The organism is Streptomyces sp. NBC_00322 (assembly GCF_036147535.1).
Taxonomy (GTDB): Bacteria; Actinomycetota; Actinomycetes; order Streptomycetales; family Streptomycetaceae; genus Streptomyces.
The window spans coordinates 5,531,470-5,546,352 of record NZ_CP108019.1 but is presented as its reverse complement, the minus strand read 5'-3'; the positions used below and the strand labels follow the sequence as shown (position 1 = coordinate 5,546,352).

Here is a 14,883-nt window from a genome sequence, read left to right as displayed (position 1 = left end):
GTACTTCATCGCGACCGGCCCAAGAAGGTGCCGGGTCCAACGGGAGGACGAAAACAATGCAGAAGCGTTATCTCGCTGTTACCGCAGCCGCAATTGTGCTTGGTGTTGCCGGTGTTACTCCGGCGGTCGCGCACGGCGGACATGGCGGCCACGACGGCGGCTCCAGCAGCAACGCCGGCGGCAGCGCCGGCACCTTCACCAAGCCCTCCAGCGGGCGCGCCCTCACCTTCGCCGCCCAGCTCTCCGGCACCAACGAGGTGCCCGTCCAGGGTGGCCCCGCCGTGAACGACCCCGACGGCAAGGCCGTCGCCCTCGTCAAGGTGAAGGGTGACCGCGTCACCTTCGCCCTGCAGTGGAAGGGGTTCACTCCGAGCCTCGGGCACATCCACGAGGGCGCCGCCGGGAAGAACGGCGCCGTGAAGGTTCCGCTCTTCACTACCGCGATGCCCGACTCCGTGAACTCGGCGGCCGGGCAGGTCGCCCTGACCGACGCCAAGCTGGCCGACAGCATCCGTCACAACCCCGGCGGGTTCTACGTGAATCTGCACAGCGCCGAGTTCCCGGGCGGAGCCGTACGAGGGCAGCTGAAGCCGCTGCACAAGAACATCAACCCGCTCGACATCATCAAGGGCGGCAAGCTGCGGGCCCTGTCCAACGGCGACCAGGAAGTCCCGAAGAACGACACGTCCAAGGTCGGCGACCCGGACGGGCACGCCATCACCTTCCTGCAGCCCAAGGGCACGTCCGTCGGCTACTCGCTGGCCTGGGTCAACATCAAGGCCCCCGCCAAGGGCCATATCCACAAGGGTGCGTTCGGCAAGAACGGTGACGTCGTCTTCGACCTCCTCAACCGGCCCGTGCCGGACGGGATCTTGGCCGTCTCCGGGAAGATCGAGGGCCAGAACCCCGAGGTCGTGAAGCGCGTCCGCGCCAACCCCAGCAACTACTACTCCAACATCCACACCTCCGAGTTCCCCGACGGCGCGGTGCGCGGGCAGCTCTTCCACTGAGCCGCTGCCCCCGCTGAACACGTGCGCCCTGCCGTACGTACTCCTCAGCACCTCCCCCAGGTCGCTGAGCGCGTGGCCGTACGGCAGGGATCGGTCACGCGCCCAGCGCGTGTGCCACGGTGTAGATGAGGAGCCCGGCCAGCGCGCCGACCACCGTGCCGTTGATCCGGATGAACTGCAGGTCGCGGCCGATGTGCGCCTCGATCTTGCGCGAGGTGTGCTCAGCGTCCCAGCCGGCGACGGTCTCGGAGATCAGCGAGGTGATCTCGGCGCGGTACGTGGTCACCACATACACGGCCGCGTCCTCCATCCAGCCGTCCACCTTCGACTGCAGGCGGCCGTCCGTCGCGAGCCGCGCGCCCAGCGACAGCAGGGAGGCGCGGGCGCGCAGCCGCAGCTCGCTGCGGTCGTCCTCGGCCGCCGAGATGATCATGGTGCGTACGGAGGACCAGGCCGACGCGATCACGTCCTGTACCTCCGAACGCGAGAGCAGATCCGACTTCATCCGCTCCACCCGCGTCCGGGTGTCCGTGTCCGACTGGAGGTCCGCCGCGAAGTCGGTCAGGAAGCGGTCGATCGCGCCGCGAGCGGGGTGGGCGGGCATGTCCCGCATCTCCGTGACGAAGCGCAGCAACTCCTTGTAGACCCGCTCGCCGACCTTCCGGTCCACGAAACGCGGGGTCCAGCCCGGCGCTCCGCCCTCGACCGCGTCCATCACCGAGTCCGAGTGGAGGACCAGCCAGTCGTGGGCGCGGGCGCAGATCAGGTCGACGGCGCGGTGGTGGGCGCCGTCGGCGACGACCTTCTCCAACGTCTTGCCGATGCCGGGGGCGACCTCCGCGCTGTCGGCGCGGCGGGTGATCGCCTCGCCGACGACGGCCTGGACGTCGGAGTCGCGCAGCACGGTGAGCGCACCGCGCAGTGCGGTGGACAGCTCGGCGGTGACCCGGTCGGCGTGGGCGGGCTCGGCCAGCCAGGCTCCGAAGCGGCGCCCGATGCCGAGGGCGTGCAGGCGCTCCCGTACGACGCCCGCGGAGAGGAAGTTCTCGCCTACGAAGGATCCGAGCGTGGTACCGAGCTGGTCCTTCTTGTTCGGGATGATCGCGGTGTGCGGAATGGGCAGGCCCAGCGGATACCGGAAGAGCGCGGTGACCGCGAACCAGTCGGCCATGGCGCCGACCATGCCCGCCTCGGCCGCGGCGGCGACATATCCGGCCCAGGGGCCCGCGCCGGAGTTCTTCGCCCAGGTGGCGAGGGCGAAGATCAGCGCGACGAACACGAGCGCGCCGGTCGCCGTCGTCTTCATCCGGCGGACGCCGCGCATCTTCTCCGCGTCGGCAGCGGTGTACGCGAAGGAGGGGAGCGGCGTGCGGGGGCGGGGGCGGTCCCCGCCAGGCCCGGCGCCTTCTATAGCCTTCGGTTCCGTGCGTTCCGGATCTGAACGTCCCGGATCTGTACGTTCCGGCTCTGTGCGTTCCATACGCTCCACCCGTCCGCGCGCGCCCCGTACGCAATGTCCCTACCTCAGGTACTCCCGGGACGCATTTCGAGTTCCCGCGACATGTCCCATGATGTGCTCATGCACAAGCGACGCGGGTATGCGAGCCTCGCAGCCCTCACCGCCGTGGTCCTCCTGATCAGCGGCGCGATATACGTCGGCGTCGGAGCCCTGCAGGGTCGCGCCGCGGCCCGGACGCCCTCCGCCGCCCGGGCCGCGGTCTGGGTCGGGACGTGGTCGGCGCCGCCCGTCGAGGCCGCGGCGGGGGCCGACCAGAGAGAGCGCGGGGCCCGCTCCGTACGCAATGTGGTGCACACCAGCATCGGCGGGACCGCCGCCCGCCTCACCCTCTCCAACCTCCTGGGGCGCCGCCCGCTCACCGTCGCGCAGGTCTCGCTCGCCCTGCGCGCGGGCAGTGGCGCGGACGCCGTGCCCGGCAGCCTGCGGCAGGTGACCTTCCACGGTCTGCGCGGGGTCACCATCGCGCCCGGCGGGCAGTCCGTCAGCGATCCCGTCGTGCTGGAGATCCCGTACGACGGGGACCTCCTCGTCAGCATCGCCACGCCCGGCGGGCCCGTCACCGTCCATCCGCGGGCGCGGCAGACGTCGTACGTCGCGGAAGGCGACCGTACGCGGGACGTCGGCGGGGAGGCGTACACCTCGCGGATCCACGCCTGGCAGCACGTCACCGCGGTTGACGTGCTGACCCGGGAGGCGGACGGCGCGGTCATCGCGATCGGCGACTCGATCACCGACGGGGCCACGGCGACGGCCGACGCGAACCGGCGCTGGCCGGACGTCCTCGCCGACCGGCTGGGCCGGCGGGGCGCGCCCCGCTACGGCGTGCTCAACGCCGGTATCAGCGGCAACCGCCTTCTCGAAGGGGGCCGCGGTCCCACTGCGCTCGCCCGCTTCGACCGCGATGTGCTCGCGCGGCCGGGGGTGAAGACGGTGATCGTCGCGATCGGCATCAACGACCTGATGCACGCGCCGCGCACGGCGACAGCCGACCGGATCACGGCGGGGCTCGCCGAACTCACGCGCCGGGCGCACGCGCGCGGGCTGAGGGTCCTCGGGGCGACGCTGCTGCCGTGCGGCGGGTACCGGGGGTGTACGCACTCGGTCCAGGCCGTACGGGACGAGGTCAACGCGTTGGTGCGTGGGGGTGGGGTCTTCGACGGGGTCGTGGACTTCGACCGGGTGATGCGGGATCCGTACGCGCGGGGGCGGCTGCGGGCCGTGTATGACAGCGGGGATCATGTGCATCCGAGCGATGCGGGGTATGCGCGGATGGGCGGCGCGGTGGATTTGGCGGGGCTGTGACGGGGGCCTCGCGGGGTGGCACTTCTGGCGGGGGTGCGCCTGTGGCTCGGGCGGTCCCGCGCACCGCTGGGGTTTCCCCCACCCCGCCCCTTCCCGTAACTGGGGCTCCGCCCCAGACCCCGCGCCTCAAACGCCGGCGAGGCTGAAGAAGCTCAGCCCAGTTCCTTGCGGTCGCCCTTCTCGTCCTTCTCCAGGCGGGCCCGCTTTTCCTCTTCCCGTTCCAGCTTGAGCCGCTGCTTCTCCGCCTTCGTGCGCTTGCGCTCGACCCCCACGCCGCCCATCAGCGCGAAGCCCGAGATGACCACGCGGGGCGCCGACGGGTCCGGGTTGCCCTCACCCTCTTCGGCGAAGCCGCCCATGAAGCCGATGCCGTTGACCTCGACGTTCAGGTCGGGCGGTACGACGATGCTGACCCCGCCCATGATCGCGAAGCAGCGGATCACGGTCACCCGGTCCTCGAAGCGGGCCTCGCGCAGGTCGAGTTCGCCGCCGCCCATCATCGCGAAGGTGGTGAACTTCCGGGCCACCGTCCAGGTGCCCTTGCGCCCGAAGCCGCCCCAGAAGGCGAACGCACCCTTTGACGTGGGCGGGCCGCCCACGCGCTGGGCCCAGTTGCCCGAGCCGGTGGCCGCCAACGGTGCGGCCGGGGTCGTGCCCGTCAGCGGGAGGTCACTGACCAGGGGCTCCAGCTCACCGTGCGTACGTGCCGTGTAGGCCGCGTCCAGGCGCTGCCCGAACTCCTCCATGTCGAGCCTGCCCTCCGCCACCGCCTCTCGCAGCCGCTCGGCAATCCGCTCACGCTCGGCGTCTGAGGCGCGCATCTCAGGGAGTTCGCTCATGCGGGAAGAATATCCAGCACCGGCCCCCGGTCGCAGCGCCGGGGCCAAGGGGTGTCTTTTGGATCAGGCCGGATCAGGGAGCGTGCCAGGGCACGCGAGCCCGGCAAGATCCGAAGACACCCCCTAGAGCCCGGAGCGCTCCGCGTACATCTTGGCGATCACGGCCTCGATGTCCGGCTCCCGTACCGACAGATCCACCAGCGGATACTTGTCGGCGAGCGCGGCCACCAGCGGGGCCGCGGACTGGGACGCGGGGAACGCGAGCCACTGCCGGGGGCCCTCGATCTTCACCGTACGGGCCAAGTCCGTGACGATCGGCGGCAGTTCGCGTTCCAGGTCCACCACCAGCGTGCGCTCGCTCTCCCCCACCTCGTGGAGTCCGGCGAGCGCCCCGTCATACATCAGCCGCCCGTGGTCGATGACCATCACACGCTTGCACAGCTGCTCGATGTCGGTGAAGTCGTGCGTCGTGAGCAGCACCGTCGTCTCCCGCTCGGCGTTGAGGTCGCGCAGGAAGTCGCGGACCTTCGCCTTGGAGATCACGTCGAGCCCGATGGTCGGCTCGTCCAGATACAGCACCTCGGGGTCGTGCAGCAGAGCCGCCGCGATGTCGCCGCGCATCCGCTGGCCGAGCGAGAGCTGCCGTACGGGCACGTCCAACAGCTCGGCCAGATCGAGGAGTTCGACACAGCGGTCGAGGTTCTCGCGGAAGCGCTTGTCGGGGATCCGGTACATCCGGTGCACCAGGCGGTACGAGTCCTTGAGCGGCAGGTCCCACCACAGGGTCGTGCGCTGCCCGAAGACCACGCCGATGCGCTGCGCGAGGCGCGTGCGCTCGCGGGACGGGTCAATGCCCGCGACCCGCAGCCGCCCGCCGCTGGGGGTCAGGATGCCCGTCAGCATCTTGATGGTGGTGGACTTTCCGGCGCCGTTGGGGCCGATGTAGCCGACCATCTCGCCGCGCGGCACCCGGAAGCTGATCCCGTCGACCGCGCGCACCTGGTGCTTCTCGCGCCGCAGCCTGCCCGCCTTGCGGCGTACGTCGAAGACCTTCTCGACGCCGTCCAGCTCGATGAAGTCCATGCGCTCTCAGCTCCCCGTGCTGCGGTACGAACGAAGGGCCGTCCGCCATGCGAGTGCGGCGAGCAGACAGCAGGCCGCGGCGACGAACGGTGACACGAAGGCCGTCCAGCCCGGCACACCGGCCGGAGCGTCGCGGCCCAGGACGTACAGCGCGGGCAGCCAGTTGACGAAGGCCAGCGGTACGACGTAGACGACCCCGCGCACCAGGTCCTGCGCGAATATCGTCGGCGGGTACTGCAGCAGCGTATTGCCGCCGTACGTGAAGGAGTTGGTGACCTCCGACGCGTCCTGCGCCCAGAACTGGAAGGACGCACCCGCCACCATCACCGCCGAGAAGATCAGCGAGCCGCAGACCACCATCAGCGGCATCATCGCCACCTTCACGGCCGTCCACTCCACGTCGAGGATCACCAGCGACCAGATCAGCACAAGCAGCCCCTGGCTGATCCGTCCGAGGCGGCGCAGCGCGAACCGGTCCGCCGCCACCTGCGCAAGCACCGGCACCGGCCGTACGAGGAGCGTGTCGAGCGTCCCGTCCCGCACCCGCCTCCCCAGCCTGTTGACCTGCCCCATCGCCAGGTCAGCGAGACCGAAGGCGGTGCTGGTGGTGCCGTACAGGAAGGCCACCTCGGCGAAGGAGAAGCCCCCGAGGCCGTCCACCTGGCTGAACATCAGCACGATGACCACGAAGTCGAAGATCGTCGCGGTGAAGTTGGAGAAGAGGGTCATCACGAAGGAGAAGCGGTACGTCATCGTGGAGCGCATCCACATCGCCGCGATCATCCGGTACGTACGCCAGGACTCACCCACCCTGCACCACCACCCTCCGGGTTGCCGTGGACTGCACGAGCCGCCCCGCGGCCAGCAGGACGACCGCCCAGCCGAGCTGGAACGTGTATGCCTGCACCAGCCCCCACCCCGTGCGCTTCTCCAGGAAGACATCCGCCGGGACCTGGAGCATCGACGCCCAGGGCAGCGCACGCGCGACCTCGCCCAGAGCGCCGGGGAAGACGGTCAGCGGCAGCAGCATCCCGGAGAAGAACATGCCCGCGAGCCATGCGATCTGGGCCGTACCGGCACCGTCCATCGTCCAGAACGCGCTCAGCGCCACCAGGTACCAGACCGCGAAGCTGACGGTCACGCCCAGCGCCACCGACAGGAGAAAGGCCGGCCAGGTGAGCAGCCTGGACGGCAGCGCGAGGTCGAAGGCGAGCGCGCCGACGATCATCGGCACCACGCCGCGCCCGAGCAGATGGAAGGCGGCGCGCCCCAAGTTGGCCGAGAACCACCACAGTTGGAGGTCGACTGGCCGGTAGAGGTCGATGGCGATGTCGCCCGTCTTGATCCGCTCGATCAGCTCGTCCTCGAAGCCGCCGCCCATCAGCCCCGCGGTGGCCAGCAGCGCCTGGCCGATCCACACATAGGCGAGCGCCTCGGGCATGTCGTAACCACCCAGGTGGGGCCGCTCGTCCCAGAGGGCTTGATAGGTGTACGCCAGGATGAAGCCGAAGACGGTGTTCGTGAACACCCCCGCCGCCGTGGCCATCCGGTACGTCGCATGGCGCCGGAAGCCGCCCGCCGCAACGGCCGCGTACAGCCGCACCTGGACTCCCTCCGCGTGAAGGCACCAAAGCGCACGACCCTAGCCCAGCGCCGTGGCCGCCGCGACGGCTTTTACGCCGGAGGTCCGGGCTGCGATGGATAACCCACCCAAAAGGGCAGTATGGGCCTATGAGTGACGAGCCGCAGCAGCAGGGCTGGACACCCCGGGACGCGACCGTCGCCGGACCGGGTCCCGGTCCCGCGCCGGAGAAGAAGGGATCCAAGACCCGTCCCGGGCGCACCGGCTGGCGCCGCGTCATCCCCACCTGGCGGATGGTGCTCGGCGCGGTCCTGCTCGTCGCGCTGCTGCTGATCGGCGGCTTCCTGGCCGGCTACATGCTCGTCGACATCCCGTCCGCCAACGCCACAGCCACCGCCCAGTCCAATGTGTATCTCTACAAGGACGGCACGCAGATCGTCCGCGACGGCGAGGTCAACCGCGAGAACGTGAGCCTCGCGCAGGTCCCGCTGACCGCGCAGCGGGCCGTACTGGCCGCCGAGGACCGGGACTTCTACTCCGAGCGCGCCGTCGACCCCAAGGCGATGGTCCGCGCCGCCTGGAACACCCTGACCGGCAAGGGCAGGCAGTCCGGCTCCACCATCACCCAGCAGTACGTCAAGAACTACTACCTGGGCCAGGAGCAGACGATCTCGCGGAAGTGGAAGGAGTTCTTCATCGCGATCAAGCTGGGGCGCGAGGAGAGCAAGGGCGACATCCTCGAGGGCTATCTCAACACCAGTTACTTCGGACGCAACGCGTATGGCATCCAGGCCGCCGCCCAGGCGTACTACGGCAAGGACATCGCGGACATCGACACGGCGGAGGGCGCCTATCTCGCATCTCTGCTCAACGCCCCGAGCGTGTACGACGTCGCCACGCATCCGGAGAACCGGGCCGCCGCGCTCGCCCGCTGGAACTACACCCTCGACGGCATGGTCAAAAAGAAGTGGCTCAGCCCCGCCGAGCGCGCGGCCGTGAAGTTCCCGGTGCCGCAGACGGCGAAGCCCGCGACCGGGCTTTCGGGCCAGCGCGGCTATATCGTCCAGGCCGTCGAGGACTACCTCACCAACGCCAAGATCATCGATGAGAACACCCTGGCCACCGGCGGCTACCGGATCACCACCACGCTGGAGCGCGACAAGCAGAACGCCTTCAAGGAGGCGGTCGACGACCAGGTGATGTCCAAACTCGACCCGGACCGCAAGGCCGACCGCAATGTCCGGGTAGGCGGCGCCTCCATCGACCCGGCCACCGGCAAGGTCCTCGCCATGTACGGCGGCGTCGACTACACCAAGCAGTACGTCAACAACGCGACCCGCCGCGACTACCAAGTCGGCTCCACCTTCAAGCCGTTCGTCTTCACCTCCGCCGTCGCGCACGACTCCGACACCCAGGACGGCGGGCGCATCACCCCCAACACGGTCTACGACGGCACCAACAGGCGCCCCGTCCAGGGGTGGAGCGGAAAGCCGTACGCCCCCGCCAACGAGGACGACGTCTCGTACGGCCCCATCACCGTCCGCACCGCCACCGACAGGTCCGTCAACGCGGTGTACGCGCAGATGGCCATGGACGTCGGGCCCGCCAGGGTCAGGAAGACGGCGATCGCCCTGGGGATCCCCGCGACCACCCCGGACCTGAACGCCTCGCCCTCCATCGCGCTCGGTCCCGCGACCGCCAGCGTCCTCGACATGACCGAGGCGTACGCGACGCTCGCCAACCACGGCAGGCACGGCACGTACACCCTGGTCGAGAAGGTCACCAAGGACGGCGTCGACGTCCAGCTGCCCAAGGGGGAGCCCGAACAGGCCGTCAGCCGGGACGCCGCCGACACGACGACCTCGATCCTGCAGAGCGTGGTCGACGGCGGCACGGGCACCGAAGCCCAGTCCGCGGGCCGCCCGGCCGCCGGCAAGACCGGCACGGCGGAGGAGGACCAGGCTGCCTGGTTCGCGGGCTACACCCCGGACCTGGCGACGGTGGTCGCGGTGATGGGACAGGACCCGGCCACCGGGGCGCACAAGCCGCTGTACGGGGCGCTGGGTCTGCCACGGATCAACGGCGGCGGGGCGCCGGCGAAGATCTGGGGCCAGTTCACCGGGCTCGCGCTGGAGGACTCCGACATCGAGGAGTTCGACCTGGAGCTGCAGGAAGGCGCGGAGGAGGTCGAGCCCCCGGTGGACTCGGAGCCCCCGGCCGAGCCCTCGCAGGCGCCGAGCTCCAGCCCGCCGAGCCTGCCCCCCGGCGACACGCAGGGCCAGGACCAGGGCCAGACGCAAGGGCAGGACCAGGGGCAGACCGACGGCGGCCAGACGGACGGCGGCACGGACGACGGCGGCACCACGACCGGCGGGCAGACGGACGGCGGGACAGTGGACGGAGGAACCACCGACGGGGGCACGACCACCGGAGGGACGACGGACGGGGGCACGACGACCGGCGGAATCATCGGCGGGACCGACACGGGCGGCGGGACGGCGGACGGGGGCGGGGCCGGGGCCGGGGGCAGCAAACCCACGCCCAGCCGTCAGTGACCCGACGTCGCCTTGAGGCCGACCACCGCGACCAGCAGCAGACAGACGAAGAAGATCCGGGCCGCGGTCGCGGGCTCGTTCATCGCGACCATGCCGACCACGGCGGCACCGGCCGCGCCGATGCCGACCCAGACGCCGTACGCCGTGCCGATCGGCAGGCTCCTGGCGGCGTGCGACAGCAGCATCATGCTGGCGATGATCCCGAGACCGGTGAACACGCTCGGCCACAGCCGGGTGAACCCCTCGGTGAACTTCATTCCGATCGACCAGCCGACCTCGAGCAGACCGGCGACAACAAGCAGGACCCAGGCCATGACGGCACCTCCGAGACGCGGAACTTCGGGCGGTGCGTCGTCTTTGCGGCAACCCGGTACGGCGCGTCTCGTCGGGTGCTCCCACGGTAGCAAAGGGCAGACAGAAGGGCTGGTGACCTGTGCCACCAGCCCTTCGCTCTACGTACAGCTGCCGCTCAGAGATACAGCCCGGTGGAGTCCTCGGAGCCCTGGAAACGGTCCGCGGCCACGGCGTGCAGATCGCGCTCGCGCATCAGCACGTACGCGACGCCCCGCACCTCGACCTCGGCGCGGTCCTCGGGGTCGTACAGCACCCGGTCGCCCGGCTCCACGGTGCGGACGTTCTGCCCGACGGCGACCACCTCGGCCCAGGCCAGTCGCCGGCCGACCGCCGCGGTCGCCGGAATGACGATGCCGCCGCTGGAACGCCGCTCCCCCTCCGGAATGTCGGTCCTGACCAGCACGCGGTCGTGCAGCATCCGGATCGGCAGCTTGTCATGGGTGGTGCTGGGGTCATGGCTCTTGGCGCTCACGAGTCGAACCTACCTGCCCGGGAGCGTTCCGTACGCCCGAGGGTCACCCCCGGCGCCTTCTCGCCGACACCGCGAGCAGCCCCACGATTCCCACGGCCACCAGTGCCACCGGCACCAGGCGCTCCAGCCGCGGGGCCCCGTCCTCCTTGACGAACTGTGCCTTGATGTCGGACACCGTGCGGTTCACCGCGACGACGGCGCGGCCCGCCGTCTGGTCCACGGTCGATGCAAGCCTGGCCCTGGCATCGCCGATGACCGTCTTCGGGTGCACCCGTACGCCGATCTCGTCGAGCATCTCGGCGAGCTGCTCGCGCCGGCGGACGATGTCCGCCTCGATCTGCGCAGGGGTCCTGGCATCCGACACCGCGCTGCCTCCGTCGTCGTTTCCGTTGGTCCTTCGTCGACAGTCTGTCAGCTCGGCAGCCCCCGCACCCCACGGCACCCCTATTACGCTCGACGGCGTACACCCTCACCTCACCCCGAGCACGTCTTTCGAGGAGAACCATGAGCGAGCGACTCCAGCCCGGCGACACCGCCCCCGACTTCACGCTGCCCGACGCGGACGGCAACGAGGTCTCGCTCGCGGACCACAAGGGCCGCAAGGTCATCGTCTACTTCTACCCGGCCGCCCTGACCCCCGGCTGCACCAAGCAGGCCTGCGATTTCACGGACAACCTGGAGCTGCTGGCGGGTGCGGGCTACGACGTGATCGGCGTGTCCCCGGACAAGCCGGAGAAGCTGGCGAAGTTCCGTGAGAAGGAGTCCCTGAAGGTCACGCTGGTCGGCGACCCGTCCAAGGAGACGCTGGAGGCGTACGGCGCCTTCGGCGAGAAGAAGCTGTACGGCAAGACGGTGACCGGCGTCATCCGATCGACGGTGATCGTCGACGAGGAGGGCAAGGTCGAGCGCGCCCTGTACAACGTCAAGGCGACCGGCCACGTCGCCAAGATCATCAAGGACCTCGGCATCTAGGACTCGCGGCTCCCCGAACGGCTCGCATCGATGGCGGTGCGGGCCGTTCCGTATTTCGGACGTGACCATCCGATAAGCCCATTCGCGGCGTGGCCCGCGAACTCGGCGTACCCGACGACAGTCGGTCGCGCGCGGCGCTCGGCAGGATGCTGAGGGAACGGGGCATCAACACCGCTCATTTCCGCAATGCGCGGCTGACAATCCCAGAGGCAGCCTTGCGCGAGGCAGTGCCCGTAGCCGCCAGTTACGCCGACGTCATGCGCACCCTCGGCCTTCCCGTGAACGACACAAACCACCGTCGCATACGCCGGAGAGTGACTCAACTCGGCCTCGACACAGGCCACTTCAAGCGACGCACATGGGGAACGATACGGACGCACGAACCGAAGCCGGTCGCGACGGACACCCTCATCGTTCTGCCCGAGGGTTCGCCTCGCACAAATCGCTCCCGTCTCCACCGGGCGCTCCAAGAGTCCGGCGTCCCATACCGGTGCACGTCGTGTGGGAACACGGGCGAATGGCTCGGTCAGCCGATCACGCTTCAGATCGACCACGTGAGCGGCGACTGGCTCGACAATCGGGCCGAAAACCTCCGCTACCTCTGCCCCAACTGCCACGCCTTGACCGACACGTGGTGTCGAAACCGCACGAAGGAGCGTCCTGTCCCATAGAGGCAGGGCACCCTCCGCCACATCCGGCAGCCCGGTACGATGGCTGTCGGCCGGCGGCCGTGTCGGAACTGGCGAGACGAGCTGGGTTTAGGTCCCAGTGGGTTTATACCCGTGTGGGTTCGAGTCCCACCGGCCGCACACCTTTAGCCGAAGGCCCAGACTCAGAGTCCGGGCCTTCGGCATACCCCGTCGCGGGGTGTCAGCCCAAGAGCTCCCGCACCACCGGGACCAGCGCCCGAAACGCCTGTCCCCGGTGGCTGATCGCGTTCTTCTCCTCAGGGGTCAGTTCGGCGCAGGTGCGCGTGTCGCCCTCCGGCTGCAGGATCGGGTCGTAGCCGAAGCCGCCCGAGCCCTCGGGGGCGTAGCGCAGGGTGCCGCGCAGGCGGCCCTCGACGACACGTTCCGTACCGTCGGGCAGAGCAAGGGCCGCCGCGCACGCGAAGTGGGCGCCGCGGTGAAGTTCGTCGATGTCGGAGAGCTGGTCCAGGAGCAGGGTGAGATTTGCTCGGTCGTCGCCGTGGCGGCCGGCCCAGCGGGCGGAGAAGATGCCGGGCGCGCCGCCGAGGACGTCGACGCAGAGGCCGGAGTCGTCGGCGACGGCCGCAAAGCCGGTGGCCTGGGCGAGGGTGTGCGCCTTGAGCAGCGCGTTCTCGACGAAGGTGACGCCCGTTTCCTTGACGTCGGGAATTTCGGGATAGGCGTCCGCGCCGACGAGTTCGTGGGTGAGGCCCGCGTCGGCGAGGATGGCCTTGAGTTCGGTGATTTTCCCGGTGTTGCGAGTGGCGAGGATCAGTCGGGTCATGCTCCTGATTATCCGGGCTCGCGGACCCTTTATCAGGATGTGCAGACCTTGCCGATCTCGCCCGCCGCGTCGGTGACGGGCTTGATGTCCGGGGTGCTGTCGCCGTTCTCGATCGACTTGCGGACGTTGTCGACGCCTGTGCCCAGATTGTCGACGGCCTTGCTCAGGTCGGCGTTGTCGGTCTTGTCGCTGAGGTTCTTCAGTTCCCGGTCGATGTCGTCGAGCGCTTCCTTGGCCTGCGTCGGGTCGTCGGCTGCGGTCGAGACTGCCTGCTGGAGCTTGTCGACGCTGGTGGCGATGGCGTCGGCGGTCTCGACGCAGTCGAGTGCCTTGTCGATGGCGCTGCAGCCGACCGTGATCGGTACCAGCAGTGCGGCTGTGGCGAGCGTGATTGCTATGCGGCGGCGCGCAGGCATGGAACGGTCCTCCCGGATACGGACGGGCGCACGGTTCGGCCCGTGCGCCCGTAAGTCTGATGACGCCCGGCGGGGCGTACTTGGTTGCTTCTTTACCCTTCGAGTGCCCGCTCGAGGGCATCGCGCTGGAGCGCCGCGAGGTCGGCGCAGCCGCCGGTCGCCAGGTCAAGGAGCGCGCCCAGCTCCTTGCGGTCGAAGGGCTCGGCCTCGGCGGTGCCCTGCACCTCGACGAAGCGGCCGTCGCCGGTGCAGACGACGTTCATGTCGGTCTCGGCGCGTACGTCTTCCTCGTAGCAGAGGTCGAGCAGCGGAGTGCCGTCGACGATGCCGACGCTGACGGCGGCGACGGTCCCGGTGAGGGGCCGGCGGCCGACCTTGACGAGCTTCTTGCGCTGGGCCCAGGCGACGGCGTCGGCCAGCGCGACATAGGCACCGGTGATCGCGGCGGTGCGGGTGCCGCCGTCGGCCTGCAGGACGTCGCAGTCCAGGACGATGGTGTTCTCGCCGAGGGCCTTGTAGTCGATGACCGCGCGCAGTGAGCGGCCGATGAGGCGGGAGATCTCGTGCGTACGTCCGCCGATCTTGCCGCGTACGGATTCGCGGTCTCCGCGGGTGTTGGTGGAGCGCGGCAGCATGGAGTACTCGGCGGTGACCCAGCCTTCGCCGCTGCCCTTGCGCCAGCGCGGGACGCCTTCGGTGACCGAGGCGGTGCAGAAGACCTTGGTGTCGCCGAAGGCGATGAGGACGGAGCCCTCGGCGTGCTTGCTCCATCCGCGTTCGATGGTGACCGGGCGGAGCTGTTCGGGGGTGCGGCCGTCGATTCGAGACATGGCGTCGAGCCTAGCGGCCTGAACTCGGGCGGGGACTCCGCCCCTCAGGACCGGCGGGGGTCCGGGGCGGAGTCCCGGGGGGAGTGCGCTACATCATGTCTTCGATGTCCGCGGCGATCGGGTCGGCGTCCGTGCCGATGACGACCTGGATCGCGGTGCCCATCTTCACGACGCCGTGCGCGCCGGCGGCCTTCAGGGCGGCTTCGTCGACCTTGCTCGGGTCGACGACTTCGGTGCGGAGGCGGGTGATGCAGCCTTCGATCTCCTCGATGTTGTCGATTCCGCCGAGCCCGGCGACGATCTTCTCAGCCTTGCTGGCCATGTCTTTCTCCCTGCGTATCAAGAGCGCCCGTACGGGGCGCTCAGCGCTGCCTCGGCCCACCATTGGTCTGCTTCGTCACGGTAACGCACGGTTGGCCCACCTTCGCGGGCGAGTAACCGCCTCGTACCGAATGATGACGATCACCGGTGTCTGT

General features: G+C 69.6%; 16 protein-coding genes, 1 tRNA gene and 1 riboswitch. Of the genes, 5 read left to right on the top strand and 12 right to left on the bottom strand.

Annotation, left to right across the window (positions count from 1 at the left end):
- The first annotated feature begins 56 nt into the window (after nucleotides 1-56).
- Entirely contained in the window at nucleotides 57-1,010 is a 954-nt protein-coding gene (locus tag OG905_RS25385; RefSeq protein WP_328677501.1) for a CHRD domain-containing protein, read from the top strand.
- A gap of 94 nt (nucleotides 1,011-1,104) precedes the next feature.
- On the opposite strand, the gene OG905_RS25380 is transcribed toward OG905_RS25385, so the two are convergent.
- Nucleotides 1,105-2,490 (bottom strand): DUF445 domain-containing protein, encoded by a 1,386-nt coding sequence (locus OG905_RS25380; RefSeq protein ID WP_328677500.1) that lies wholly within the window; start codon nucleotides 2,488-2,490, stop codon nucleotides 1,105-1,107.
- A 99-nt stretch (nucleotides 2,491-2,589) separates the two neighbouring features.
- On the opposite strand from OG905_RS25380, the gene OG905_RS25375 reads away from it, so the two are divergent.
- Nucleotides 2,590-3,831: an SGNH/GDSL hydrolase family protein gene (locus OG905_RS25375; RefSeq protein WP_328677498.1), complete on the top strand. Its 1,242-nt coding sequence runs from the start codon at nucleotides 2,590-2,592 to the stop codon at nucleotides 3,829-3,831.
- Nucleotides 3,832-3,983: 152 nt separating this feature from the next.
- Here OG905_RS25375 and OG905_RS25370 read toward each other — a convergent pair whose 3' ends face one another.
- From OG905_RS25370 to OG905_RS25355, 4 genes are all read right to left on the bottom strand, one after another.
- Nucleotides 3,984-4,652 carry a DUF1707 SHOCT-like domain-containing protein gene (locus OG905_RS25370; protein WP_328682594.1) on the bottom strand — a complete coding sequence of 223 codons (669 nt, stop codon included), beginning with the start codon at nucleotides 4,650-4,652 and terminating at the stop codon, nucleotides 3,984-3,986.
- 141 nt (nucleotides 4,653-4,793) lie between these two features.
- Nucleotides 4,794-5,753: an ABC transporter ATP-binding protein gene (locus OG905_RS25365; RefSeq protein WP_328677496.1), complete on the bottom strand. Its 960-nt coding sequence runs from the start codon at nucleotides 5,751-5,753 to the stop codon at nucleotides 4,794-4,796.
- Nucleotides 5,754-5,759: 6 nt separating this feature from the next.
- Complete coding sequence (locus OG905_RS25360; protein ID WP_328682592.1) at nucleotides 5,760-6,536, bottom strand: ABC transporter permease; 777 nt, start codon at nucleotides 6,534-6,536, stop codon at nucleotides 5,760-5,762.
- 19 nt (nucleotides 6,537-6,555) lie between these two features.
- Nucleotides 6,556-7,356, bottom strand: coding sequence for an ABC transporter permease (locus OG905_RS25355; protein WP_328677494.1), 801 nt, complete (start codon nucleotides 7,354-7,356; stop codon nucleotides 6,556-6,558).
- A gap of 128 nt (nucleotides 7,357-7,484) precedes the next feature.
- Here OG905_RS25355 and OG905_RS25350 point away from each other — a divergent pair, with 128 nt between their 5' ends.
- Complete coding sequence (locus OG905_RS25350) at nucleotides 7,485-9,890, top strand: transglycosylase domain-containing protein (protein ID WP_328677492.1); 2,406 nt, start codon at nucleotides 7,485-7,487, stop codon at nucleotides 9,888-9,890.
- On the opposite strand, the gene OG905_RS25345 is transcribed toward OG905_RS25350, so the two are convergent.
- The 3 genes from OG905_RS25345 to OG905_RS25335 all read right to left on the bottom strand — a co-directional run bounded on the left by OG905_RS25345 (nucleotide 9,884) and on the right by OG905_RS25335 (nucleotide 11,080).
- Nucleotides 9,884-10,204, bottom strand: coding sequence for a DMT family transporter (locus tag OG905_RS25345; RefSeq protein WP_328677490.1), 321 nt, complete (start codon nucleotides 10,202-10,204; stop codon nucleotides 9,884-9,886). The genes OG905_RS25350 and OG905_RS25345 overlap by 7 nt on opposite strands.
- Nucleotides 10,205-10,235: 31 nt before the next feature.
- A riboswitch (guanidine-III (ykkC-III) riboswitch) is annotated at nucleotides 10,236-10,300 on the bottom strand.
- Nucleotides 10,301-10,359: 59 nt separating this feature from the next.
- On the bottom strand, nucleotides 10,360-10,716 hold the full coding sequence (locus tag OG905_RS25340; protein ID WP_324978127.1) for a GroES family chaperonin: 357 nt from the start codon (nucleotides 10,714-10,716) through the stop codon (nucleotides 10,360-10,362).
- Between the two features lie 43 nt (nucleotides 10,717-10,759).
- Nucleotides 10,760-11,080 carry a DUF3618 domain-containing protein gene (locus OG905_RS25335; RefSeq protein ID WP_328677487.1) on the bottom strand — a complete coding sequence of 107 codons (321 nt, stop codon included), beginning with the start codon at nucleotides 11,078-11,080 and terminating at the stop codon, nucleotides 10,760-10,762.
- A 140-nt stretch (nucleotides 11,081-11,220) separates the two neighbouring features.
- Here OG905_RS25335 and bcp point away from each other — a divergent pair, with 140 nt between their 5' ends.
- Both bcp and OG905_RS25325 read left to right on the top strand, forming a co-directional pair.
- Nucleotides 11,221-11,688, top strand: coding sequence for a thioredoxin-dependent thiol peroxidase (gene bcp / locus OG905_RS25330; RefSeq protein WP_324978129.1), 468 nt, complete (start codon nucleotides 11,221-11,223; stop codon nucleotides 11,686-11,688).
- A gap of 724 nt (nucleotides 11,689-12,412) precedes the next feature.
- Nucleotides 12,413-12,497: transfer RNA gene (locus OG905_RS25325), tRNA-Leu, on the top strand.
- Nucleotides 12,498-12,558: 61 nt separating this feature from the next.
- On the opposite strand, the gene rdgB is transcribed toward OG905_RS25325, so the two are convergent.
- The 4 genes from rdgB to OG905_RS25305 all read right to left on the bottom strand — a co-directional run bounded on the left by rdgB (nucleotide 12,559) and on the right by OG905_RS25305 (nucleotide 14,729).
- Nucleotides 12,559-13,161 carry an RdgB/HAM1 family non-canonical purine NTP pyrophosphatase gene (gene rdgB, locus OG905_RS25320; RefSeq protein WP_328677483.1) on the bottom strand — a complete coding sequence of 201 codons (603 nt, stop codon included), beginning with the start codon at nucleotides 13,159-13,161 and terminating at the stop codon, nucleotides 12,559-12,561.
- A gap of 32 nt (nucleotides 13,162-13,193) precedes the next feature.
- A complete protein-coding gene (locus OG905_RS25315; protein ID WP_328677481.1) occupies nucleotides 13,194-13,577 on the bottom strand; it encodes a hypothetical protein in 384 nt (127 codons plus the stop codon).
- 92 nt (nucleotides 13,578-13,669) lie between these two features.
- Nucleotides 13,670-14,407, bottom strand: coding sequence for a ribonuclease PH (gene rph, locus OG905_RS25310; protein ID WP_328677478.1), 738 nt, complete (start codon nucleotides 14,405-14,407; stop codon nucleotides 13,670-13,672).
- 88 nt (nucleotides 14,408-14,495) lie between these two features.
- Complete coding sequence (locus OG905_RS25305; protein WP_142217368.1) at nucleotides 14,496-14,729, bottom strand: glucose PTS transporter subunit EIIB; 234 nt, start codon at nucleotides 14,727-14,729, stop codon at nucleotides 14,496-14,498.
- Nucleotides 14,730-14,883: the final 154 nt, after the last annotated feature.